The 24,112-nt window shown below is 62.5% G+C and carries 18 protein-coding genes and 1 pseudogene; 8 read left to right on the forward strand and 11 right to left on the reverse strand.

The genetic code is table 11. From position 1 onward, the window contains the following. Position 1: 1 nt before the first annotated feature. From PR017_RS27410 to fdhA, 3 genes are all read right to left on the reverse strand, one after another. Positions 2–1,021, reverse strand: a complete 1,020-nt coding sequence (locus tag PR017_RS27410) for an SPFH domain-containing protein (protein WP_111218494.1) — start codon at positions 1,019–1,021, stop codon at positions 2–4. Continuing rightward, complete coding sequence (hflK, locus tag PR017_RS27415) at positions 1,018–3,036, reverse strand: protease modulator HflK (protein ID WP_111218492.1); 2,019 nt, start codon at positions 3,034–3,036, stop codon at positions 1,018–1,020. The genes PR017_RS27410 and hflK overlap by 4 nt, the downstream gene beginning before the upstream one ends. Before the next feature lie 249 nt (positions 3,037–3,285). Next, positions 3,286–4,470, reverse strand: coding sequence for a formaldehyde dehydrogenase, glutathione-independent (fdhA, locus tag PR017_RS27420; RefSeq protein WP_111218709.1), 1,185 nt, complete (start codon positions 4,468–4,470; stop codon positions 3,286–3,288). Between the two features lie 282 nt (positions 4,471–4,752). Here fdhA and PR017_RS27425 point away from each other — a divergent pair, with 282 nt between their 5' ends. Then, positions 4,753–5,934, forward strand: a complete 1,182-nt coding sequence (locus tag PR017_RS27425) for an acetate/propionate family kinase (protein WP_111218707.1) — start codon at positions 4,753–4,755, stop codon at positions 5,932–5,934. 126 nt (positions 5,935–6,060) lie between these two features. Continuing rightward, positions 6,061–8,433 (forward strand): phosphoketolase family protein, encoded by a 2,373-nt coding sequence (locus PR017_RS27430; RefSeq protein ID WP_111218490.1) that lies wholly within the window; start codon positions 6,061–6,063, stop codon positions 8,431–8,433. A 37-nt stretch (positions 8,434–8,470) separates the two neighbouring features. Here the strand turns inward: PR017_RS27430 and PR017_RS27435 are convergent, their stop codons facing one another. Then, positions 8,471–9,202, reverse strand: a complete 732-nt coding sequence (locus tag PR017_RS27435; protein WP_111218488.1) for a response regulator — start codon at positions 9,200–9,202, stop codon at positions 8,471–8,473. A gap of 133 nt (positions 9,203–9,335) precedes the next feature. On the opposite strand from PR017_RS27435, the gene PR017_RS27440 reads away from it, so the two are divergent. The 3 genes from PR017_RS27440 (at position 9,336) to PR017_RS27450 (ending at position 12,658) form a co-directional block, all read left to right on the forward strand. After that, a complete protein-coding gene (locus tag PR017_RS27440) occupies positions 9,336–10,076 on the forward strand; it encodes a helix-turn-helix domain-containing protein (protein WP_240538933.1) in 741 nt (246 codons plus the stop codon). A 16-nt stretch (positions 10,077–10,092) separates the two neighbouring features. Beyond that, complete coding sequence (locus tag PR017_RS27445) at positions 10,093–12,009, forward strand: hybrid sensor histidine kinase/response regulator (protein WP_111218484.1); 1,917 nt, start codon at positions 10,093–10,095, stop codon at positions 12,007–12,009. Between the two features lie 94 nt (positions 12,010–12,103). Further along, positions 12,104–12,658 carry a hypothetical protein gene (locus tag PR017_RS27450; RefSeq protein WP_111218482.1) on the forward strand — a complete coding sequence of 185 codons (555 nt, stop codon included), beginning with the start codon at positions 12,104–12,106 and terminating at the stop codon, positions 12,656–12,658. A 28-nt stretch (positions 12,659–12,686) separates the two neighbouring features. On the opposite strand, the pseudogene hemN reads toward PR017_RS27450, so the two are convergent. The 4 genes and pseudogenes from hemN to PR017_RS27475 all read right to left on the reverse strand — a co-directional run bounded on the left by hemN (position 12,687) and on the right by PR017_RS27475 (position 16,919). Continuing rightward, a pseudogene (gene hemN, locus PR017_RS28385) lies at positions 12,687–14,029 on the reverse strand (oxygen-independent coproporphyrinogen III oxidase). After that, on the reverse strand, positions 14,026–14,166 hold the full coding sequence (cydX, locus tag PR017_RS27465) for a cytochrome bd-I oxidase subunit CydX (protein ID WP_111218480.1): 141 nt from the start codon (positions 14,164–14,166) through the stop codon (positions 14,026–14,028). The pseudogene hemN and the gene cydX overlap by 4 nt, the downstream one beginning before the upstream one ends. Positions 14,167–14,178: 12 nt before the next feature. Further along, a complete protein-coding gene (cydB, locus tag PR017_RS27470; protein WP_111218478.1) occupies positions 14,179–15,327 on the reverse strand; it encodes a cytochrome d ubiquinol oxidase subunit II in 1,149 nt (382 codons plus the stop codon). A 23-nt stretch (positions 15,328–15,350) separates the two neighbouring features. Beyond that, the gene (locus PR017_RS27475; protein WP_111218476.1) at positions 15,351–16,919 is read right to left on the reverse strand and encodes a cytochrome ubiquinol oxidase subunit I; all 1,569 of its coding nucleotides are present in this window, start codon (positions 16,917–16,919) and stop codon (positions 15,351–15,353) included. A 182-nt stretch (positions 16,920–17,101) separates the two neighbouring features. On the opposite strand from PR017_RS27475, the gene cydD reads away from it, so the two are divergent. The 3 genes from cydD to PR017_RS27490 all read left to right on the forward strand — a co-directional run bounded on the left by cydD (position 17,102) and on the right by PR017_RS27490 (position 21,614). Then, positions 17,102–18,853, forward strand: a complete 1,752-nt coding sequence (gene cydD / locus PR017_RS27480; RefSeq protein ID WP_111218474.1) for a thiol reductant ABC exporter subunit CydD — start codon at positions 17,102–17,104, stop codon at positions 18,851–18,853. Further along, positions 18,850–20,547 carry a thiol reductant ABC exporter subunit CydC gene (gene cydC, locus PR017_RS27485; protein ID WP_111218472.1) on the forward strand — a complete coding sequence of 566 codons (1,698 nt, stop codon included), beginning with the start codon at positions 18,850–18,852 and terminating at the stop codon, positions 20,545–20,547. Before cydD ends, cydC begins: the two co-directional genes overlap by 4 nt. 230 nt (positions 20,548–20,777) lie before the next feature. Continuing rightward, positions 20,778–21,614: a hypothetical protein gene (locus PR017_RS27490; RefSeq protein WP_111218705.1), complete on the forward strand. Its 837-nt coding sequence runs from the start codon at positions 20,778–20,780 to the stop codon at positions 21,612–21,614. A gap of 137 nt (positions 21,615–21,751) precedes the next feature. On the opposite strand, the gene PR017_RS27495 is transcribed toward PR017_RS27490, so the two are convergent. The 3 genes from PR017_RS27495 to PR017_RS27505 form a co-directional block, all read right to left on the reverse strand. After that, on the reverse strand, positions 21,752–22,498 hold the full coding sequence (locus PR017_RS27495; protein WP_111218470.1) for an SDR family oxidoreductase: 747 nt from the start codon (positions 22,496–22,498) through the stop codon (positions 21,752–21,754). Positions 22,499–22,541: 43 nt separating this feature from the next. Continuing rightward, positions 22,542–22,880 carry a hypothetical protein gene (locus PR017_RS27500; RefSeq protein WP_111218703.1) on the reverse strand — a complete coding sequence of 113 codons (339 nt, stop codon included), beginning with the start codon at positions 22,878–22,880 and terminating at the stop codon, positions 22,542–22,544. Between the two features lie 91 nt (positions 22,881–22,971). After that, entirely contained in the window at positions 22,972–24,069 is a 1,098-nt protein-coding gene (locus PR017_RS27505) for an ABC transporter substrate-binding protein (RefSeq protein ID WP_111218468.1), read from the reverse strand. Positions 24,070–24,112 lie beyond the last annotated feature (43 nt).

A 24,112-nucleotide genomic window follows, 5' to 3' on the forward strand; every position in this document is an offset into this window, starting at 1 on the left:
GTCACTTCTTCCCGGGGTCTGGCGAAGTCGGCGGCGGGGCGGGTGGAGCCGAGAGCGGCGGTCCGTCTATCAGGGCCCGGAACGGCGCAGCATCGGTGCGCAGGATCAGCCGCGTGTTGGCGTTAACGATCGTTCCCAGCGTATCCAGTGATCGGAGCATCTCGTAGAGTTCGGGCGCGGTCTTGTACGCCGCCCCGTAGATCTCGGCAGCCTCGACACGGGACCTGGCTTCGATGCCGGCGGCCTTGACCGAGGCGTCGGCCTGCAGCACCCGTGCGTCCCGTTCCGCTGCAGAGCGGATTTCTGCTGCCTGTCGCTTGCCGACCGCAGCCCGCTCGGTTGCTATCGTTTCACGCTCGGCGCGCATCCGGTCGACGGTCGCATCCAGCGTGACCGATGGCAGCGTCAGGCGCTCGATACCGACCTCGACGACGCGTACGCCATAAGTATCCAGCAATGATTGGGCAATCTGGTCTTTCAGCCGCGATTCCAGGGCCGAAATCTGTAGCTTTGAAGGATCCGGGTTTATCAGCGCCGAGAGGTCGTAGTTGGCAGCCACCGTTTCGAGCGACGAACCGAGAAAGGTGCGGATCTGGGCTGCGGCCTGATCGGGCTGGTTCTCTACCGAGCGGACGAAGCGCTTTACGTCTTCCGCATCCGGCGGGACCTGCCAGATCGCGTAGACCTCGGCAATCACGCGCAACCCGTCCCTGGTGCCGACATCCTGCAGCCCGCTCGAGGTGGACTTGGTGCGGAGGTCGACATCGATCGTCGTTTCGAAGGGGAGGGGATAGCGCAACGCCAAACCCGGCTCGATCAGGACGCGGGTCGGATTTCCGAAGCGGGTGATGATCGTGGCTGCGCCGGAGCGAACCTGGACGACGCAGGCCGCTGCGACCACGATCAGCGCCAGTCCGATGGCGAGCACGACCCGATACCACCGGAAGTGCATGGCGTCGCTACCATGCTCATGATGGTCGTGGTGGTGATCGTGATCTTCGTGCTGATGCACATGGGTCATGGCTCGACCTCGTCGTTTCCTGCGGGGGCGCTGGCCTTGGGGGCTGCGTCCGGGTCAATCGGCATCGTCATGCTTCTGAGATCGATGGTCGGCGCCATCAGCCCGCCGATGCGATGGTCGAGGATCAGCGCCTTGGCCTGGCCCAGCCCCGATGTCAGCTGGGTGAAATAGGCCTCGTCGAGGAAGACCTGGCCAACGTTGCGGTAAGCGGTCTGCTCGGCCTCGAACCGCAGCCTGGCGACGTCTGCGGCAGCAACGCTTTCACGCGCCGTGGCGGTGGCCTTGTCGCGCCCGAGGCTGGCGATGCGCTGCGCCTCGTTGGCCGATTGGGCGGCAAAACCGCGCTCGCGGGCGACCAGCGCCTGTGCGGTGATCTCGGCGGCCTGGACGGCGTGGTAGGCATTTGCGGCGCCTGCCGGAGGGTGAATGGCTTCGACCACCACCGCCAGCACTTCTATGCCGCTCTGAAGACGATCGAGGTCAGTCCGGATGGCGGTGGCAATTTCGTCCGCCATTTCCAGCCGGCCTGAGCCCAGCACATCGTCGAGGGTCCGCCCGGCGAAATCCTGCACCAGCACGCGGCTGGCCGTCGCCTCCATCAGTGCCGGGATATCGGCCGTGTGATAGGCGGCGTCGAGCGCTGCCCGGTCGGACAGGCCGATACGGTAGACGAAGCGCACGTCCATGTTGACGATCTGGAAGCTCTGCTTGCCCTCGGACCGGCTGGCGATGATCTGCGACTTCTCGCTGATATGGGTTCCATCCCACAGCCTGTTGGCACTCGCCGGTGCCGGTCCCTCGGCATCGGGCGGCGATGGATCGCTGCCGTCGCTGACAACGGAGGTTGCGAGTTCGTGGACAATGCCGTTTTCGACAGCCACGGTCCGTCCGAAGGGCCAGGGCAGCCCGACATGCAGGCCGGGATGGATGACCGCGATGGGTCTTCCGAAACGCTCGTAGATGCCGCGCCCGCTCATCGGCACCGCAGTGACGCCACTGAGAAGCCAGCCGACGACAGCAATCGCCAGCGCGACGGCGGGGAAAGTCCTGCCGATGAAGGTCAATGCCCAGATCTGCCGCAGATCGATGCCATGCCGGCTGCGCAATTCCGCCTGCAACGCTGTCAGCGGGCGTGGCGGCCAGCGCAAGATGCCGGCAAATAGGCTTTCGGCAAGCAATTGCGGCGGCCGTTCATCGCTCTGCGGGCCGAACATCGCAACGACGGCGCGCACGAGAAACTCGAGTGCCACCAGTATCGACAGGCAGGCAAGCAGGGCCGGCACCTTGATGGCCCAGAGATAGCCGGAGCCCGCCAGCAGCAGGGAAAATGCCGAGAGCGACAGTGTGACGATCGGCAGCCGGGCGAGGAGCATCAGTGATTGGGCTTCGGGCCATTCGTCGGCATCGGCGGCGGCAAAGCCACGCTCGACCACCAGCAGTCCGAAGGCGACAACCAGGCAGAGGCCGCTGATTGTGTAGGCCATGGGGCCGAGGAAAAGCGGCTGGGCGACCCAGGAAAGGTTATCGAAGGCAACGAGCATCGAAAAGATAGCAAGGGCTGCAAGCGAAGCTGCGCGTGCACCGAGGCGGTTGATGGAGGCGGCCGCGAGCATGGCGATCTTGCCGCTGAGACGCTCGACACGATCCTGCGATGAGCCGTCGCCGGGCTCTGTCGTGTTCCATGGTCGTAACAGCAGGTTGCGAAGATGCTGCGCCCATGCCGGTGCCGGCAGGCTCGAAAGGCCGGCCTTTCGCCGACGCCAATCGGACACCTCGATGGCGGATCGCAGCCCGGTCGCAAAGAGCATCAGGGCTGCGGCGTTACAGCCAAAGAAGGTCGGCCAGATCGATGCAGGGGTAAATGCGCCGGTTGCCCAGCTGGCAATGAGGAAGACGGCCGCAGCAAGCCATGCCCGTCCGGTATGCGTCGAGAGAGCAACGACCTGAATTGCAGCGCGCTGATATCGCGGGGATGTGTCCGGATCGCTGTCCGGGCTACCGAAGGATTTGTTCATCTGCACTGTTCGAGCATGACGCCGTGTGTATCTGAAGACATTGGACCGGCAGGATGACCCGATCGGCGGCCAGATTACTAGGCGCCTTCCGACCCCGATGCTAGAGCCTGTCGCGTGTAGCGCTTCAATTTCGCGGCAGTAAGCTCGATGCGAAGCCACATTCCCCCATGGCGGGTGCAAGGGATAAACCGTTCGCCCGACAAACGGGACATGCGCGCGAGTGTTGCCCGCATGTCCCTTACATGCCGGTCAGGCGGCGAGCATGCCGTGGGGATCGAGCACGAATTTCTGTGCGGCGCCCTGATCAAAACTCTCGTATCCCTGCGCCGCCTCTTCGAGCGATATGATCTTCGCGTTGACGATATCGGCGATGGGCAGTCGGTCGTGCAGGATCGCCTGCATCAGCTGCCTGTTGTACTTGATGACCGGCGTCTGGCCTGTGTGGAAGGACTGCGCCTTCGCCCAGCCTAGTCCGAACCGCATCGACAGGTTGCCGAGCTTGGCGGCGCTATCGACGGCGCCGGGGTCTTCCGTGACGTAAAGCCCGGGAATGCCGATGGAGCCGGCAGCGCGGGTGATTTCCATCATCTGGTTGAGGACGATGGCCGGCTGTTCGCCGCCAGCATGCCCGCGCGCTTCGAAACCGACCGCGTCGATCGCGCTGTCAACCTCGTTGCTGCCGGTCACCTCGGCGATCATGTCGCCCAGCCTGTCGCTGGCCGACAGATCGATCGGCTCGAAGCCGACCTTGGCGGCGTGCGCCAGCCTCTCCTTGTTGAAATCGCCGATCATCACGACGGCGGCGCCGAGAATACGCGCAGAGGCTGCGGCTGCGAGGCCAACCGGTCCGGCACCGGCAACATAGACGGTCGAGCCGACCCCGACGCCCGCCTTGACGGCACCGTGAAATCCGGTCGGCAGAATGTCGGACAACATTGTGAGGTCACGGATCTTGGCCATGGCCTTGTCACGGTCCGGAAACTTCAGAAGGTTGAAGTCGGCATAGGGGATCGTCACGTAACGGGCCTGCCCGCCGATCCAGCCGCCCATGTCGACGTAGCCGTAGGCGCCGCCGGCGCGCGCCGGATTGACCGTCAGGCAGACACCGGTGTCCTGCGACTTGCAGCAGCGGCAGCGGCCGCAGGCGACGTTGAAGGGCACTGAAACGATGTCGCCGATCTCGAGCATTTCGACATCGATGCCCTTCTCGATGATCTCGCCAGTGATTTCATGGCCGAGAACCAGCCCGGGCAGGGCCGTCGTGCGGCCGCGTACCATATGCTGGTCGGAGCCGCAGATATTGGTCGAGATGACCTTCAGGATGACGCCATGCTCGATCCGCCGGCCATTCGGCGCCTCGAGTTTGGGGTCGTCGATATCCCTGACCTCGACCTTGCCGGGGTTCAGATAGACCACGCCTCTGTTCTTGCTCATGATGATCTCCTCCATTGTTTGCCTGATCGACTCCTCTCGATGCAGGCAAGTGATCGTAGCGCGATTTTCGTCCATTGGGTTGCCAATGTTCAAGGTCGCGTGGACATTATTCCATCGAACGGGGGCCAGCGGGTCACCGGCCTGCGACGTCGGCTGTCTTGCACAGGGCAAGTCACGCAATTTAGCGTCATGCCGAAATGCACGATCTCTCACCGCGCAGGCCCGTCATCTGCTACCGTCGCGTCAGCATCGGCCTTGGGTCGACAACGGAGCATGTCGAACATGGCGTCACCCAGCATTCTCCTGACGTTCAACGCGGGCTCGTCGTCCGTCAAGATCGGCATTTTCGAGATCGAAGAGGCAACCGCCAGTATGATCGGCAAGGCCGTCATCGACCTCAGGGCAAAACCGCTGGTGTTCGAGGTCAGTCAGGGCCCCGAGCCCTTCGAGGCCGAAATGGAAAGTACGGTGACGGCCGACTTGCACGAGGTCATCGACGAAGCCTTCAAAATCCTGGCCGGCCATTTCGAGATGGATGCCATGGTTGCCGCCGGCCACCGCGTCGTGCATGGCGGCGACAGGTTCCTCGAGGCCGTCAAACTCGACGACAGCGTCATCGATGCCATCGAGGCATTGACGCCGCTGGCACCCTTGCACCAGCCTGAGGCACTGCGTTTCATCCGCGCTGTCAAGCATCTGCGGCCGGATCTGGCGCAGTTTGCCTCGTTCGATACAGCCTTCCACGGCACGCAGGATGAGCTTGTTCGACGCCTCGCCATTCCGCGCGCGCTGCATGACGAGGGCATCAAGCGCTACGGATTTCACGGTCTATCCTACAAATTCGTGGCTGCGGAGCTTTCCCGTCGTGCCGAAAAGCCGGTCGGCAAAACCGTAATCGCCCATCTCGGCAGTGGCGCCAGCCTCTGCGCGCTGGAAGAGGGGATCAGCCGAGATTGCAGCATGGGCTTTTCCACCCTCGACGGCATTCCCATGGCAACGCGGCCCGGATGGCTGGACGTGGGGGTCGTGCTGCATCTGATCGGCCAGAAGAAGATGGCCTATGCCGAGGTCGAGGACCTGCTCTATCATCGATCCGGCCTGCTCGGTGTGTCCGGCACCAGCGCCGATACGCGGGCGCTGTTGGAGGACGACCGGCCTGAGGCAGCCGAAGCCATCGATCTCTTTACGCTGAGGATCGCCGGCGAGATCTGCAGGATGGCCTCGACACTCGGTGGTGTCGATACGCTGGTGTTCACGGCTGGGATCGGCGAGCATCAACCGGCCATCCGGGCAAAAGTCGTTACGCGTCTTGCCTGGCTCGGAGCGCTGATCGATGAGTCGGCCAATGCAGAGAACGCGTTCGTCATCAGCAAAGCCGAAAGCCGGATCGCAATCCATGTCGTGGCCACCAACGAGGAGCAGGTGATCGCCGACGAAGCCTTGTCGATAATAGGCCAAATTTGATCCATGTCAGATTACTGACGTCTGGTTGCGTTAGGGTCGCGGACGAAGCCTGGCCGTGTGGGCCGGCGGTTACACCGCTTCGGTCGCCACTGTCAGGCATGTGCACAATCGACATGAGGGATCACGATGGACGGGAACACAAAGTCGGTAGCAATGCCGCTCAGTGCCGAAGAACTTCACCGCATGGATGCCTGGTGGCGGGCGGCGAACTACCTCAACATCGGTCAGATCTACCTGTCCGCAAATCCCCTGCTGCGCGAAAAGCTGACAGTGGATCATATCAAGCCGCGGCTGCTCGGCCACTGGGGAACGTCGCCCGGCCTCAACCTGATCTATGTCCACCTCAATCGGCTGATCAAGAAATACGATCTGGATACGATCTATATGGCGGGCCCCGGCCATGGGGGTCCTGCCTTGATTGCCAACGTCTGGCTGGAAGGCAGCTATACGGAGTTCTATCCTGATATTACCCGCGACGAAGCAGGCATGCTGCGGCTCTTCCGGCAGTTCTCGACACCGGGTGGCGTGCCGAGCCATGTCAGCGTTCCGACTCCAGGCTCGATCCACGAGGGCGGTGAACTCGGCTATGTGCTGGTGCACGCTTTTGGCGCCGTCATGGACAATCCGGCCCTGCTGGTCGCGGCCGTCGTCGGCGATGGCGAAGCCGAGACCGGGCCGCTTGCGGGCAGCTGGAAGAGCATCGATTTCATCAATCCCACCCGTGACGGCGCGGTGCTGCCGATCCTGCATCTCAATGGCTACAAGATTTCCGGCCCGACGGTCTGGGCCAGGCACAGCGACGAGGACCTGACCAAATTCTTCGAGGGCCAGGGTTACAAGCCCTATTTCGTCGAGGGCGACGTCCCCGAAAAAGTCCACCAGGCCTTTGCCTCGGTGCTCGAGACTGCAGTGCTGGAGATCCGCGAGATCCAGTCGAGAGCACGCAGCGGTGCCTCGCATGGGCGACCGCAATGGCCCGTCATCGTCCTGCGGACGCCAAAAGGCTGGACGGGGCCCAAGATCGTCGACGGCCTCCAGATCGAAGGCACGTTCCGCGCCCATCAGGTGCCGGTTTCCGATGTCCTGACCAAGCCCGAGCATCTTCAAATCCTCGATGATTGGCTTCGCAGCTACAAGCCGGAGGAGTTGTTCGACGGCGCCGGACGCTTCCGCGCGGAATTTGCCGATCTGGCACCCGCCGGCAATCGCCGCATGGGCTCCAACCCCAACGCCAACGGCGGCCTGCTGACGGTGCCGTTGAAGCTACGGGATTTCGAGAACTATCAGTTCAAGTTCGAGGAGCGTGCCCGCCAACGCATCGGCTCTACCAGCGTTCTCGGCAACTATCTGCGCGATATCTACGAGGACAACCCGCATAATTTCCGGCTGTTCTGCCCCGACGAGACCAATTCGAACCGGCTTGGCGCCATCTTCGACATTTCCGACCGATGCCTGATCAGCGATATCCTGCCCGGTGACGATCACGTGTCGCATGATGGGCGGGTGATGGAAGTCCTCAGCGAGCACTGCTGCCACGGCTGGCTGGAGGGCTACACGCTGACCGGCCGTCACGGCCTGTTTGCGACCTACGAAGCCTTCGCAATGATCGTCGATTCCATGTCGATGCAGCACGGCAAGTGGCTCGAACACGCAAAGAGGGTGCCATGGCGCGCCGACGTTCCGTCGCTCAATTACCTGCTGACCTCCACCTGCTGGCGCAACGATCATAACGGTTTCAGCCATCAGGGCCCCGGCTTCATCGATACCGTCATCCACCGCAAGCCGACCGTGGCGCGTGTCTATCTGCCGGCCGATGCCAATTGCCTGCTGTCGGTTGCCGATCATTGCCTCAGAAGCGTCAACTACCTGAACCTGATCGTCATCGACAAGCAGCCGCAGTTGCAATGGCTGACGATGGACGAAGCCAAGGTCCATTGTGCCAAGGGCGCCAGCGTCTGGGACATGTACAGCAAGCAGCCGGACGAACCGGATGTCGTGCTGGCCTGCGCCGGCGACATCCCGACGCAGGAGACGATAGCCGCTGCCTGGATGCTCCGGAAACACGCGCCCGGCCTCAAGGTGCGCGTTGTCAACGTGGTCGACCTGATGCGGTTGTCACCGGCAGACCGCCATCCCCATGGCATGACGGATGCCGATTTCACTGACATCTTCACGCAGACGGCGCCGGTCATCTTCACGTTCCACGGCTATCCCGGCGTCATCCACGATCTGCTGCACGGACGTGACGCCCATGATCGCTTCCATGTTCGCGGTTATCTCGAGGAGGGCACGACGACGACGCCGTTCGACATGGTGGTGCTAAACAGGATCAGCAGGCTGCATCTTTGCCTGGATGTCCTGCGCTATGTGCCGGGCGCGCTGATCGAGCATGGAGAAATTGCGACCCTCTGCACCGACATGCTCGAAGAGCACGATCGCTATATCCGCGCGCACTTTGACGACCTGCCCGAGATCAAGGACTGGGTCTGGTCGGACTAGCAAGCGTCAAGATGATGGCAGCGAATGATCGTCGTGCTCATTCGCTGCCGTCGTCACGGCCGCTGAACACGTAGCCGATGCCGCGCACCGACTTGATGATTTCCGGCTTTTTCGGATCGCGCTCGATCTTCTTGCGGAGACGGGCGATCTGGGCGTCGATCGTCCGGTCGAAGGCCTCGAGATTTCGACCCCGGGTCATGTCCATGAGGGCCTGTCGCGTCAGGACCCGGCGGGGGCTTTTGGCCAGAACCGCGAGCATATCGAACTCACCCGTCGTCAGCTCGATGTTAGCATGGTCGCTCGAGGACAGGATGCGCCGGTCGATATCCAGTGTAAAGCCGTCGAAACGGATCATCTCCCTAGCCTCTGCCGGGGCTGCCGGCGTTGGACGGCGGCGGCGCAGGATCGTCCGGACGCGGGCAAGGACTTCCCGCAGGTGAAAAGGTTTAGCGATGTAATCGTCGGCGCCTATCTCCAGTCCGACGATCCGGTCGATGACATCGTCCCGGCCGGTCAGCATGATGATCGGAATGTCGGAGCCGGCCCGGATATCCCGCGCCAGCGTCAGTCCATCGTCGCCGGGCAGCACGAGGTCGAGAAGTATCGCGTCGAATGCCACCGTCGTCATGGCGCGCTTCATCGATTTGCCGTCGTGGGCGACGGTTACCCCGTAGCCTTCTTCTTCGAAATACCGCTGCAGCATCTGGCAAATTCGCGGGTCGTCATCGACGACAAGTATATGAATTTTCGAAATCAAATCATCAGGCATAGCGTCGCCGATCGTAAACGCGGGGCGGCTGTTACAGTCCGTTACAATTTGGCACTGTTTATCACAGCGGCATCGTTCCTACGTAACGGGCAACGCGTCAATTGCTCTGGTGAAATGAACAGAGGTTTGACCCATGTTTTCGGAAAGTGCTCATCATCTTTCGACCAACGTAGTCCGAATGAAGCCGGGCGGCCCCTCGACGCTTTCCTCCGCCTTCCAGTGGCGGCCCCAGGAGATTCTGGATGCAGGCGATGCTCTGTTCTGGGAGGGTGACAAGGCGAGCCATATTTTCGAGGTGACCGAGGGTCTGTTTCGCGTCTGCAAGATCATTGCCGATGGCCGTCGCATCATCACCGGATTTCTCTTCCCCGGCGACATCATCGGCCTCTCGTTTCGCAATCTCTATCTATATACGGCCGAGGCCGTGACATCGGCGAGGGTACGCCGCTGTTCGCGGCTCCATTTCCAGCAAGCGATCAGCGAGGACGCCGGCCTGCAGCCGAAGCTGTTTGCGAAGTTGTGCGAAGAAATGGCGGCAGCCCAGGATCACATGGTTCTGCTCGGGCGGAAATCGGCCGAGGAGCGCCTTTGCAGCTTTTTCCTGATGCTCGCCCGCCGGCACGAGCGCGCCGCAGAGCCCAGAATGACGGTCGACCTGCCGATGAGCCGCCAGGACATAGCCGACTTCCTCGGCCTGACAATCGAGACTGTTTCGCGCAACATCACCAGACTGACGATTGCCGGCGTCATCAGTCCGGTTGGCAGGCACAGCATTGAAGTGAGGTTGAACAGGCTTTCCTTGCTTGCGGGAGATTGCGATGCAGACAATAACAACACACCGGATGACAAGAGACGCCAGTTGGCCAATTGCTGACCGTCGGGATAGAGGCATGATAGACAGTTTCACGGCACATCGCGGTTCCGACGATCTGGGAAAAGGCGAGATCGAGCGCATCCTCGACGGCGCGACCATCATCGTCCACGGACTGGATGGGGTCGTTACCCGCTGGACCGGCGGATGCGAGGAGCTATACGGCTGGAAGCGCGAGGAGGCGCTCGGCCGGCTTGTCCATGATCTGCTGGCGACGGAATTTGCAGTGCCGGCTGACGAGGTGCAACGTGACCTCCTCGCCAACGGCGTGTGGACCGGCGAAGTCAGGCAGAGGCGCAAGGACGGACAGGTGCTTCATGTCGCAAGTCGCTGCGTGATCGCCGTGCGGGAGGGCGACGGCACGCGCGTCATCTTCCAGACCAACAACGACGTCACGGCCTTGCGCCATGCGCAGGGCGAGCTCGCCGGCCGGGAGGTCCATCTCAGCTCCATTCTGGAGACGGTGCCGGAGGCCATGGTGGTCATCGACGATGTCGGGAAGATCACATCTTTCAGCGCAGCTGCCGAGCGCCTTTTCGGCTATGGAGCAGCAGAAATCTGCGGGCGGAACGTTCGCGACCTGATGCCGCAGCCCGATCGCAACGCCCATGACGGATATCTGTCTCACTACATGACCACCGGCGAGCGGCGTATCATCGGCTACGGGCGTGTCGTCACCGGCCAGCGCAAGGACGGAACGCTGTTTCCGATGGAGCTCTCCGTTGGCGAGGCCATTTCGAACGGCGAGCGGATTTTCACCGGGTTCATCCGCGACCTGACCAGCCGGCACCGGATCGAGGAAGAATTGCGCCAGGCGCAGAAGATGGAAGCCGTCGGGCAGCTGACAGGCGGCCTTGCCCACGATTTTAATAATCTGCTGACCGTTATCAGCGGCAATCTCGAGATGCTGGAAGCCAAGCTGCACGACGAGCGGCAGCTGTCGCTGTTGCGCGAGGCGCAGTACGCGGCCGAGGACGGCGCGAAGCTTACGGCGCAGCTGCTTGCCTTCGGCCGAAGGCAGCCGTTGCATCCGAAGCCCGCCGATATCGGCCAGCTGGTCGGCAGCTTTTCCGACCTCCTGCGAAGGACGCTCGGCGAAACCATCGAACTGCGCACCGTCGTCTCCGGGTCTTCCAATCTGGCGCGGGTCGATACCTCGCAGCTGCAGAATGCGCTTTTGAACCTGACATTGAACGCCCGGGACGCGATGAGCGAAGGCGGGCGGCTGACGATCGAGATCAGCCGCGTCCGGCTCGATGTCGACTACGTCACCCGCTATCCCCATGTTCGCACAGGCGATTACGTGCTGATCTCGGTGGCGGACACCGGCGAGGGAATGCCTGAGGATATTCGTAAGCATGCCTTCGAGCCGTTTTTCACGACAAAGGCCATGGGTGCGGGGACAGGTCTCGGCCTCAGCATGGTCTATGGTTTTGCCAAGCAGTCGGGCGGGCATGTCGAGCTTGAGAGTATCGAGGGGTCCGGCACCAATGTGCGGATATTCCTTCCCGTCTTGCGCGATGCGCAGCCTCCCGAGATGGCCGTCGTGGCCGAGGTCGGGGATGGCCCCCGCGGCAGCGAACTCATCCTGGTCGCCGAAGACGATCCGCGCGTCCGCCGCATCGTCGTGGCGCGGCTGGAAGAGGCCGGTTACCGGGTTCTGGAGGCTGCAAACGGCCCGGATGCGCTCATCCTGTTCGAAAAGACGCCCGAGATCGCACTGATCCTCACCGATATCGCCATGCCGGGTGGCATGACGGGCGACAAGCTGGCGGAGCGTGCAAGGACGCTGCGGCCTGACGCCAAGATCCTGTTCACCTCCGGTTATGCGTCGCCGCAAATCGCCGAGGGCGAAATGTCGAACGACGCCAGCTGGCTGAAGAAGCCCTACACGGCACGCGAACTTGCAGTGCGACTGCGGGAATTGCTCGACTGATACCGGCGGGGTGCTGGACGGACGTTGTCGATGCGAATTGACAAAACGTTGACCCCTTTGCGCTAGCCTGCCAGAAACCACGCTGGAGCCGGACATGTCGATGCGCCTTTACCGTTATGCCGTGATGATCGCGTCGCTTGTGTTTCCGGGCCTCGCCGCCGCGGAGACCCAGTGGACGGCGCAACTCAACCAGTGGTCCGTCGGCTTCGACGCCGGAACGGATGCGCCCTACTGTCGGCTTCTCTGGGACAGTCACCTCGGCAAGACGGTCGAATTCCGCGCAAGCCGCGATACGACGCGCTGGCTCGTCTCCAGGGATGGCTGGTCCATCCCCGCGGCAACTGCCACCACCGTCACTATTGTCGATGGCACCCGACGCATCGTCGCGCCTGCGGCCTTCTTCGATGCCAAGACGCTGCAAGTCTGGACCAAGGATGGCAAGACCAGCGATGGTCTCATCAGGCGGCTGGTCACCGATGCGTTTCAGGGCAGGCCCGACGTGCAGCTGACGTTTTCCGGAAATGAGCCGGACTGGATCGTGCCGATGTCGCGCGTGCAGACGCTGTATCCGGAGTTCGTCCAGTGCATGGGCCGCCTGAACGGCCACACCCCCCAGCCCGCTGAGACAGCGTCAGCCCAGCCATTCTGACAAGAGACCCCGCGTATGTGCCCGGACCTCAGACGGCAAGACTGAAGCGGCTGGTTGTGTCCCATTTGTAGCGGTCGAAGATCGCTGCCGCGACGCGAACGACAGCGCGTCCTGTTGCGGTCATTGCGACGACACCTTCCTGCACACTGACCAGTCCGTCGTCGATCATCGGCTGAAGTGCGGTCAATTCGTCTGCAAAATCGTTTCCGCCAGAGATTTCGGCAAGATCGACGCGAAAATTGCACATCAGGGATTCGATGATTTGCGCCCGTACCTGATCATCAGTGTCCATCAGGCAGCCACGGATACTGGCCAGCTTCTTCTCTCCCACCGTTCGACAGTAGCGCGGATTGTCCGCCATGTTCTGGACGTATCCATCCGGAAGCCTCGATATCGCCGAGGCGCCGAAGCCGAGCAGCATTCGGCAGTCGTCGTCGGTATAGCCCTGGAAGTTGCGGTGCAGCCGCTGACCGCGGGACGCCATGGCAAGGCTGTCATCCGGCTTGGCGAAATGGTCTAGCCCGATTGCCTCATAGCCATGCCGCAGGAGTTCCGACGAGACGGTTGCTGCTTGCTCGATGCGCTCGGCCGAAGTGGGGAGGGCGCTGCCGTCGATCTGGCGCTGATTGGCCCGACGATCCGGCATATGGGCATAACCATAGCATGCGATGCGATCCGGACGGAGTTGGGCGACTGCCTGACAGGTCTGCGTCAACGAGGATCCGTCTGCAGCGGCAGGCCGTAGATAAGGTCGAAATTCAGTCGGTCGATTCCAGCGGTCCGCAGATGGGCGACGGAGGACTGCACGGTTTCGATGGGCTGGATGCGCCCGATTGCGGCCTGCACCTGCGGCGCGGTGTCCTGGACACCGAGGCTGGCCCTGTTGATGCCCATCGCACGAAGGTCGGCAGCCAGCGCTTGGTCGACATAGCGTGGGTCGAGTTCGATAGCGTGTTCGCCGGCCTCCTCGAATGTGAAGTGCCTGTGCAGGACGTCCAGCACAGATTTCATGCCGGATGCACCGAAAATGCTCGGTGTGCCACCGCCCCAATGCAGCCGGGCAACGCTGGGTCTGCCGCCGAGATGACCAGCGGCAGTTTCGATCTCCGTCTCCAGTGCCCGCCTGTAGGCGTCGATGACATCCTCGCGGTGGGTAAGCTTGGTATGGCAGCCGCAATAGAAGCAAAGCTCGCGGCAATAGGGGACGTGCAGGTAGACGGAGACCCGCTGGCCGGCGCCGACGCGCGAAAGCCAGCGGGCGTGGTCATCCGGGGTGACGGCCGCAGAGAATTCGGCGGCCGTCGGATAGGATGTGTAGCGCGGCACGGCAAGGGCTGCATAGCGCCGTACGATATCGTCGCCGCTGCTCATTTCCCGTCGCGGTCCCGGTCAGGTTTTGTGGGGACGAGCGCGAGCTGACGATCCTCGCGCATCTCGAACCACATTGCATTGAGGATCGCGAAGGAACAGGCCAGCCCGACGCCGAGGATCCAGGTGAAATACCACATATCGTTGTCTCCTTAGTAGGCGTTGGGGTTGCGACCGAGCGAGGCTGTCGTCACCGTGCCGCGCATGACGCGGAAGACGAACCCCGTGTAGATGAGAATGATCGGCAGGAAGATGATCGTGCAGACCAGCATGATGAACAGCGTCAGGTGGCTGGACGATGCGTCCCAGACCGTCAGGCTGGCTGCCGGATGGATGGAGCTTGGCAGCAGGAACGGGAAGAGCGACAGGCCGGCCGTCGAGATGATGCCGACTATGGCGATGGTCGTGCCCAGCAATGCCGTTTTCAAGGCTCCACCGGAAAGGCAGACGAGTGCCATTAGGGAGCCGAGGAAGCCAAGGGCGGGGGCCGCAATCATCCAGGGATGGGTGCCGTAGTTGCTGAGCCAGCCGCCCGAGACGAGGACGACCGTCTTCGACAGCGGATTTGAAGGGCCAAGCGCATCCTGGACGCTGGATACGACATAGCCATCCATGCCAATGCCAACCCAGAGACCGCCCATGGCAAAGAGCCCAATGCTTGCCAGCGCCGCAGCACGACCATAGAGGCGTGCTCGCTCTGCAACCTGGCCCTCTGTCCTCAGCGTGATGAGCGCTGCGCCATGCGCAACCAGCATCGAGACGCTGAGCAGGCCCGCGAGGAGAGCGAAGGGACGCAGCAGTGCGAAGAAGTTGCCGGTGTAGCTGGCGCGCAGGGTTCCGTCGAGGTCGAAGGGGACGCCAAGCAGTACATTGCCGACGGCCACGCCGAAGATCAGCGCCGGTACGAAGCCGCCGATGAACAGAGCCCAGTCCCAGGTTGCCCGCCACTTCGGATCTTTCATCTTGCCGCGGAACTTGAAGGCGACCGGACGCAGGATGAGTGCCAGAAGAATAGCGATCATGGCGAGATAGAAGCCGGAGAAGGAGACGGCATAGAGGGCCGGCCAGGCGGCGAAGATGGCGCCGCCACCCAGCACCAGCCAGACCTGGTTGCCTTCCCAGGTCGGGCCGAGAAGGTTGATGACGACGCGCCGCTCTTCGTCCGTGCGGGCGACGAAGGGGAGCAGGGCGCCGACGCCGAGATCGTTGCCGCCCATGATGGCAAAGCCCATCAACAGGATGCCGAGCAGGGCCCACCAGATCATTCGCAGTATTTCATAGTCGAGGGGAATCGTGTTCATCATCGTTCTCTCTGCGCTTGAGGTTAGGCGGCCGCGCTTTTAGGCATCTGAATTGGTTCGGCGGATCCGTCGAGCATGGCGTAGTCTCCCGGACCGGCCTTGATGGTCTTCAGCATCAGGATGATCATGACGACCAGGAGGGCGGTGTAGAGGACCAGGAAGAAGCCGAGGCTGATCAGCATGTCGATCACGCTGAGACCCGAGGCGGCATAGAATGTCGGCAGCACACCCTCGATAGCCCAGGGCTGACGGCCATATTCCGCCACCAGCCAGCCGGATTCGATAGCGAGCCAAGGGACCGGCATGCTCCAGAGCGCGATCCTGAGCAGCGTCCTGTTGTTCCCAAGCTTGTGGAGGCTGCTGAGCACAAAAGCGGTGGCGAAGAACACGATCATGTAGAGACCGAGCGCCACCATGATACGGAACGTCCAGAACAGCGTGCCGACATCGGGGATAGTGTCGCGGGCGGCCTGGTCTATCTGTTGAGGCGTGGCATTGACGATGTCCTCGCGGTAGCGCTTGAGCAGCAGGGCATAGCCGAGATCCGGCCAGTTCTTGGCAAAGGCTGCCCGTGCGGCCTGGTCCTTCGGATCCTTGCGGATCGCGTCGAGATCGGCGGACGCCAGCAGGCCGTTGCGGATACGCTCTTTGGCATGGTCGACCAGGGGCAGGATGCCCTGGACTTCGGTATTGAGGCTACGCGTCGTCATGAGCCCCAGCACCCAGGGGATCTTGACCTCGAAGCGGTTGCCGTCCTTGCCGGGTATCGCGAACAGGGTGAGGCCGGCCGGTGCAGGCTCGGTGTGCCACATCGCCTCAATGGCGGCGATCTTCATCTTCTGGTGTTCGGTCGCGACATAGCCGCTTTCGTCACCGAGCACGACGACCGACAAGGCCGAGGCGATGCCGAAGCTGGCGGCGACGGCCATGGAGCGCTTGGCCAGGTCGAGGTGGCGACCGCGCAGCATGAACCAGGCGCTGACAGCCATGACGAACATGGCCCCCGTTGTATAGCCGGCACTGACGGTATGAACGAATTTTGCCTGTGCCACCGGATTGAACAGCACGGCGGCGAAATCGGACACTTCCATGCGCATCGTGTCTGGGTTGAAGGTGGAGCCGACCGGGTTCTGCATCCAGCCGTTGGCGATCAGGATCCACAGGGCGGAAAAATTGGCGCCGAGCGCGACAAGCCAGGTGACGACCAGATGGCCGGCCTTCGGCAGACGGTCCCAGCCGAAGAAGAAGAGGCCGATAAAGGTTGCCTCCAGGAAGAAGGCCATCAGCCCCTCGATGGCAAGCGGCGCACCGAAGACGTCGCCGACATAGTGGCTGTAATAGCTCCAGTTCATGCCGAACTGGAACTCCATGACGATGCCTGTTGCGACGCCCATGGCGAAGTTGATGCCGAACAGGGTGCCCCAGAAGAGCGTCATGCGCCGCCAGACTTCACGGCCAGTCATCACGTAGACGCTTTCCATGATCGCCATGAGGACGGACAGTCCCAGCGTCAGCGGGACAAAGAGAAAATGGTAAAGTGCGGTCGCCGCAAATTGCAGGCGTGCCAAATCCACAACGGTGAAGTCGATCATGCGCGCGTTCCTATCAGTGTGCCGGCCGGATGCCGGGCCTGCAGGTTGCTACGACGCGCCCGGAGGACACGCATTGATTTATGTCAATGCCTCTCCCCGGCGGCTCGGGCACTGACTGTGCCAGTGAAAAACGGCATGGCCTTCGCAGGATAGTGAACCTGCAGCGGCGGTTGAGGGCAGCGATGACGGCAGAACACGGTATCAATCAGCGACGGTGGTTATCCCGGCTGCAACGGCATGGCGGCAAGGCCATGATGGTTGCCTGCGCCCTGCCGTTGTTATCCGGGATGCTGCTGGTGGGGCAGGTCCTGCTGCTTTCCCAGATCCTCGGTCGGGTGATCGTGTCGCGGCAGTCTGTTACGGAGGTGCTTCCGGCTATCGGCTTGTTCATCGGCATCTTCATCGCGCGGATCGGGCTGGGGCTCGGCGCCGAGAGCGCCGGCATCGTTGCCGCCGAACGTATCAAGCTGCATCTGCGCCGACTGCTGCATCGCCATATTCTCGATCAGCGGCCGGACTGGATGGCGCGACGTTCTTCGGGGGCACTCAGTTCCGCAGTCATCGACCAGACGGATGCGCTGGATGGCTATTTCGCCCGGTTTTTCCCGGCGATGATCCAGGCGGCTGTGCTGCCCATCGTCTTTGCCATGGCCGTCATGCCGGTCGACTGGATCGTGGCACTGTTGTTCCTGCTGACTGCGCCGCTCATTCCCATCTTCATGGCACTGGTCGGATGGGGCGCTCAGGCAGCCACCGATGCCCAGGCGCAGGCGATGTCCCGATTGTCCGGTTTTTTCGCCGACCGGCTGCGCGGTATCGTGACGCTCAAACTCTTCGGCAGGGCCGAGAGCGAGACGACGAAGGTGCTGGATGCCAGCCATGACCTGCGGCTGCGGACCTTGCGCGTGCTGCGCATCGCGTTCCTTTCGTCGGCGGTGCTGGAATTCTTTGCCGCGATCGGCGTCGCCGGCGTCGCCCTCTATGTCGGCCTCAGCTATCTCGGCTTCGTCCATATCAGGGCGGCGCCTTTTACGCTGCAGGCAGGTTTGTTCTGTCTGCTGATGGCGCCCGAGGTCTATCAGCCCCTGCGGTTGCTCGCTGCCCACTATCACGACCGGCAATCCGCCAAGGCGGCCATCGTCGAGATCGCCGCGCTGTTCGGGGGGCTCCCGGAAAACGCCGTCGAAACATCCAGTCAGCCGGCCTCGATGCCGTTGAGGGGAGGGGCGATCGCTGTTGTCGTTTCCCATCTCGGGCTCGCCACCCCGGACGGCGGGCGGCGGCTGCTTGAAAATGCCACCCTGTCTCTCACCGCCGGCAGCCATACGGCGCTTCTCGGCGAGAGCGGCATTGGAAAGTCGACTTTGCTGGAAGCCATCGTCGGGCTCAGAGCCTTCGAGGGACGCATCTGTCTTGAGGGACATGAGCTGCAGTCTATCGACCCCGCCGGGCAGCGCAGCGCAGTGGCCTTCCTCGGACAGCGGCCCATGTTGTTTGCGGGGACAATCGCCGATAACATCCGCTTCGGCGCGCGACTTGCAAGCGAAAGCAACCTTGCCCGCGCGGCAGAGCTCGCGGGTGTCCTCGAATTCAGCAACGCACTGCCCGCCGGGCTCAACACGACAATCGGCGCGGGAGGGCGGGGCGTGTCCGGCGGCGAGGCGCAGCGGATCGCGCTGGCACGGATTTTCCTGCGCGACCCCGGCCTGATTGTCATGGATGAGCCGACCGCGCATCTCGACCGCGAGACCGAAAGCCGCGTTCTCGACGCGCTGCAGGTCTTTGCACGCGGCCGGACCCTGCTGGTCGCTACCCATTCGGTCGCCGTAGCCGAGCGTTTCTCCCATGTATTCCGCATCGCCGGCGGCGATATCGTGCCGGTCGTAAAGCCAAGGCCGAAGGTATTGCCCGCGTTCGAGGAGAATGCCGCATGATAGCCCTCCTGTCCTTCCTGCCGCTGTTTCGCACCCGGGCACCGCGGTTCGGCCTGGCCTTCGGCCTCGGTGCGCTGACGCTCGTGGCCGGCATGGCACTGCTTGGCATCTCCGGATGGTTCCTGACGGCGGCAGCCCTGACGACGGCGGCCGCGAGTTTCAACCTGTTCGGGCCTTCATCGCTTATCCGAGGCTTTTCGCTGATCCGCATTGGTGCCCGCTACGGAGAAAAGCTCGTCGGTCACGATGCCACGCTGTGGTTGCTTGCCGATCTCCGGGGGTGGCTCTTTTCGCGGCTGGTGCCTCGCATGCCGCTCAAGGACACCGGTGTCACCCACGGCGACCTCGTCAGCCGGCTTACGGCAGACATAGACACGCTCGACACGGCGTTTCTGGTAGCCATCGGCCCGGTGCTGACGGCGCTTGCGCTCGGGGCGACGATGAGTGCGATCCTCGGCTGGTACATTCCCGCAGCGGCAGTGGTCTATGCGGTGACGCTTGCAAGTGCGACCCTGGTGGTGCCAGCCGTCCTCGTTGGAGTGACGCGGGCGCAGGGGCGGTCCGTGATTGCGGCATCAGCTGCAGCCCGCAGCGCCGCCCTGCAAAGCATGGACGGGCTGGCGGACTTCATCGTCTTCGACCAGACCGCCATGGCAGAGAAGCAGTTCGACGACGCGGCGCGCGCCGTAGGATCGGCGCGGCGACGTCTCGCGTTACGGGGAAGCATTGCCAGCGCCATGGTCCAGCTTCTGGCCGGCACGGCGCTGGTCGGGGTGCTGTGGTTCGGCATCCAGAGCTTTCAGCGTGGCGATATCGGCGGCCCGCTGCTGGTCGGTCTGCTGCTGGCGACGCTTGCAAGCTTCGAGGCGACCGGTGCAATCGTTCGTAGCGTCTCGCGCCTGAGCGCCTCTATTGCTGCGGCCGAACAGATACGGGCCGTCGCCGACAGCCCGCCTGCGGTGGTTGATCCCGAGCGACCGGTGCCAATGCCGGAAGGCAACGACATCGTCTTCCACGGCGTACGTTTCGGGCATCATGCGGACGGGACGATCCTGGTGGATGTCAATTTTAAGGTCGCCGCAGGGTCCCGCGTCGTGATCCTCGGTGCCAGCGGCTCCGGCAAGTCGACGTTGATGGCGTTGTTGCTTCGCCTCTTCGATCCGCGGGCAGGCACGATCACGCTCGGCGATGTCGATCTTCGTGCGCTCAGGCAAGAGGAGTTGCATCAGCGCATCGCGCTTCTGACCCAGGATACGCAAGTCTTCATGGGAAGCCTGCGCGATAATCTGCTGATGGGTGATCCCGGCGCAAGCAGCGAGCGTCTCTGGCACATGCTCGACGCGGTCCGCCTCGGCGACGTCGTCCGGCTGCTGCCGGGCCAGCTGGATGGCTATGTCGGCGAGAAGGGCTGGACACTGTCCGCCGGACAGGCGCGTCGCCTCTGTCTTGCGCGCGCGCTGCTCTCGAAAGCCAAAATCCTCGTCCTGGACGAACCGACTTCCAACCTCGATCCGGAGACAGAACGCGCCTTTTTCGAGGATCTCGGCGAACTCTCGACGGGAAAGACGGTCATCCTTGCCACCCATGCAAAGCCACCGTCGGGCATATTCGACCAGTGTTACGTCATGGCGGCAGGAAAACTGGTTGTATCTGGCGCAACGGTCACAGAGGGGTCGATGACAAACAGGCGTTGAAATGTCCCACTTTGGAGCATCGCCATTCACTGTTAAGGACGAGTTCACCAAAATCCACTGAAGCGCTCAGAGCTCAATAAGCGAGTGAAACATTAGTAATATATAACACGTTTACATTGTGGCAGGTCGGTAGCACTCGCTAACAATCCGTCTCAACAGGAAGCGCGCGCTCCTCGATCTAGTTCCGCCGGTGGCACCCGCCACAGGCTAAACCAACGAGGATGATTATCATGCAAAATCTCAGAAAGAGTATTTCGCTTGCCGTTCTTCTATCTGCGGCAATGCTGGCGACATCCCTACAGGCCCAACAGGCCGGGGGCAACCGTGGAGGACTCGGCCTCGGCGGCGGCGTATCACTCGGCGGAGGCCGTGGATTGGGCGTCGGGGTCGGCGCTTCCGTCGGCGGTGCCGGCGGCATCAATGCCGGTGTCGGTGCGAATGTCGGCGGCTCCAACGGTGTGAATGCGGGGGTCGGCGCAAACGTTGGCGGCTCCAATGGTGTCAATGCCGGAGCTGGAGCATCGGTCGGCGGGGCTCAGGGCGTGAATGCCGGAGCCGGAGCATCGGTAGGCGGGGCTCAGGGCGTGAATGCGGGTGCGACTGCCTCGATTGGTGGCTCGAGCGGTGTCAACGCTGGCGCAGGGGCGTCGGTAGGCGGTTCCGGTGGCATCAACGCGGGTGTGGGTGCGTCGCTTGGCGGCGGCAATGGAGTTAGTGCCGGCGTCGGTGCGTCCGTTGGTGGATCCAGAGGCGTAGATGGCGGCAGCACGGGATCGGTCGGCGGCGGCACCGGATCTACTGGCGGTGGCGGGTCCGGCATCGGTGGCAGCGGCACCAGCGGGCTTGGTTTCGGATCCGGGAATGCTTCAGGCACCGGATCGAGCTCCGGCTCGGGTTCGGGTCTGGGCGGTCGTGCGGCAACCCGCCGCGCTGCGATCGCATACCAGCAGATGTCGCCAAGTCAGCAGAAGTTGGTCCTCACCCGCTGCAAGACCCTCGGAGCCGGAAATGCCGATCCCGGTCTGGCTGCTCTCTGCAAGCTTCTGAAGCAAATCGCTGCACGCTAGGCTTCCCGAGATCTTAAACCTGCAAAGGGCTGGATAGTTAAAACAGGACGGCGCTCTGTGTGAAAACAGGGCGCCGTTTTTGTGACTGGCAACCGTCATCAGTCACGCTCGACCCAAGGTGCGGAGGGTACTGAGCTTTATCCCCGCCCTATGAACGGCATGCTCGACGCCATGATGGTGATGAACTGGACGTTGGCGTCGAGGCTCATCTTCGCCATGTTGAGGACGGTGGCGCCCACGGTTGCGACATTCATGGTTGGTTCGACGGCAATCGTGCCATCCGCCTGCGGGACGCCCTTGGCCATGCGCGTCGTCATATCCGTGGCGGCGTTGCCGATATCGATCTGCGAGGCGACGATATTGTGGATGCGCCCATCAAGGCTGATCGATTTGGTAAGGCCGGTCACAGCGTGCTTCGAGGCCGTATAGGGTGCCGAGCCCGGCCGCGGCGTATGGGCCGAGATCGAGCCGTTGTTGATGATGCGTCCGCCCTGTGGCGTCTGGTCCCGCATCATGCGGTAGGCCCGGTTGGCACAGAGGAACATGCCGTTGATGTTGACGGAAACGACGGACTGCCATTGCTCGAAGGTCACGTCGCCGAAATTCGTCGTGGGCGCACCGATGCCGGCATTGTTGAACAGCACGTCCAGCCGCCCAGCCTTCGCCTCCAGTTCGGCAAAGAGCGCGTCCACCGACGCCGGGTCGGTGACGTCCGTCGGAATGATCAACGGTATGCCCGCCATGGCCAGAGAGGCTGTTTCTTCCAGCGGCTCCGCACGGCGACCGGCGAGCGCAACGACGTAGCCATCCCCCAGGAGCGCCAGCGCTACTGCTCTTCCGATCCCCGAACCTGCGCCCGTGACAACTGCAACCCGGCCATCCATCATGCTTTCATCCTGTAAACGATGCGGTATGTGTCATGTTAGCTCAAAGGCCCGCCGGCGCATAATCGTTTGCGGTAAACAGGTGGTGGTGTACCCGGCCTGTGAACATCTTCAGAAGTTCGCCGCTGACCTCGCGGCTGTGGTAGCGGACATCCGAGCGAAGTGCGGCATCGACGGCATCCATGTCGGGGTAGCGAACTGCAAGAGCCATCGCATAGACCGGCGCACCTTCATCGCGATCGAAGCCATCGAGGACTCGAACCTCCTCGGCGCCCGGGAACTGCGTCCAGAGCGGCACCAGTTTCTCCTTCACGAAGGCACGGAATTCGGCCTCCTTGCCGGCATGGATTTCGCCTTCGAACAAAGCATATCGAACGATCATCGACTTTTCCAAATTGATTGATGTGATGGCCCAAGTCCGCCTGTGGCCGGAGCGCGGGGCGCAGGCATCGGCCGCGCCCCGCATGGCGGTGTTATTTTGCCCAGATAGCCTTGTAGTGATCCCGGTATCCGTTGTCGGGATCGAAGCTGTTCTTCGGGCCGCCGTCGAATTCGACATTGGCTGTCGTGACGACATGCAGCGGCGAAACATAGCCGGACCATGCGACACCGGCAAAGGCGCGGTTCAACTCGTCGACCAGTTGCCATCCCTGCAGGGTGAGCGGCTCGGCGACCGTGACTGCCTGGTACTGCTTGGCACGAATGCGCTGATAGGCGCTTTCGGAGCCGTCGCCGGCGGCGACATTCACCGGCTTGCCGTCACCCTCGATGCCGGCCGATGCCAGCGAGGGACCCATGAAGTCGAAATAAAGGTCGTTGATCGCCAGCGAGTGCGTCCACTTCTCCCCATATTTCTGCAGCAGCGATGTCGTCAGCTGCGGCATGCGCTGCGAGGTCTCGGCGATCGGCGTATCGACATATTCGAGCACGGTGCCGCCGAGGCTCTCGATTTCCTTCTTCATCCGGTCGGCCTTGGCGATGGCAATCGCATAGGTGCTGTCCGTGAAGATGACGACGCCGGGTTTGCCGCCTGCATCGACGAATGCCCAGTCGGCCGCAGCCTTGGAGACTTCCATGGCATCGGTGGTGACATTGGCGAACACGCCGACTTCCGGGACGGGACCGACATTCGATGCCGCATGCCAGGAGACCATCGGAATGCCGGCAGCCTTTGCCTGCTCCATCGCCGGCTTCTGCTCGATGGCGTCGAAACCGTCGATGATGATGCCATCCGGCTTCAGCGCCATCGCCTGGCCGAAGGCTGCAGTCCGGCCGCCGATCGAGCCAGCACCATCGAGCGCGGTCACTTTCCAGCCGAGCGATCCTGCCGCTTCCTGGACGCCGTTGACGACGCCGAGAATGCCGCCGTTCTTCATGTCGCCGGCAAGGATGACGATCGACTTGCCGGCAGCGCCCTTGGGCCCGGTGGTCGGGCCATCCCATGCACTCGCCTTGGACGCATATTTGTCGACGACCGCTTTCGCATCGGACATAGGGTCGGCAAGGGCCGGCAGGCTGGTCATCAGGGCGAGGGCTGCGACCGTCGCCTGCAACATCGTTCTACGATTCATGTTCACTCCTCCATTTTGGTTTTGATGTACCGGTGTTGATCCC

The sequence above is a fragment of the Rhizobium tumorigenes genome (genome assembly GCF_003240565.2).
Taxonomy (GTDB): Bacteria; Pseudomonadota; Alphaproteobacteria; order Rhizobiales; family Rhizobiaceae; genus Rhizobium; species Rhizobium tumorigenes.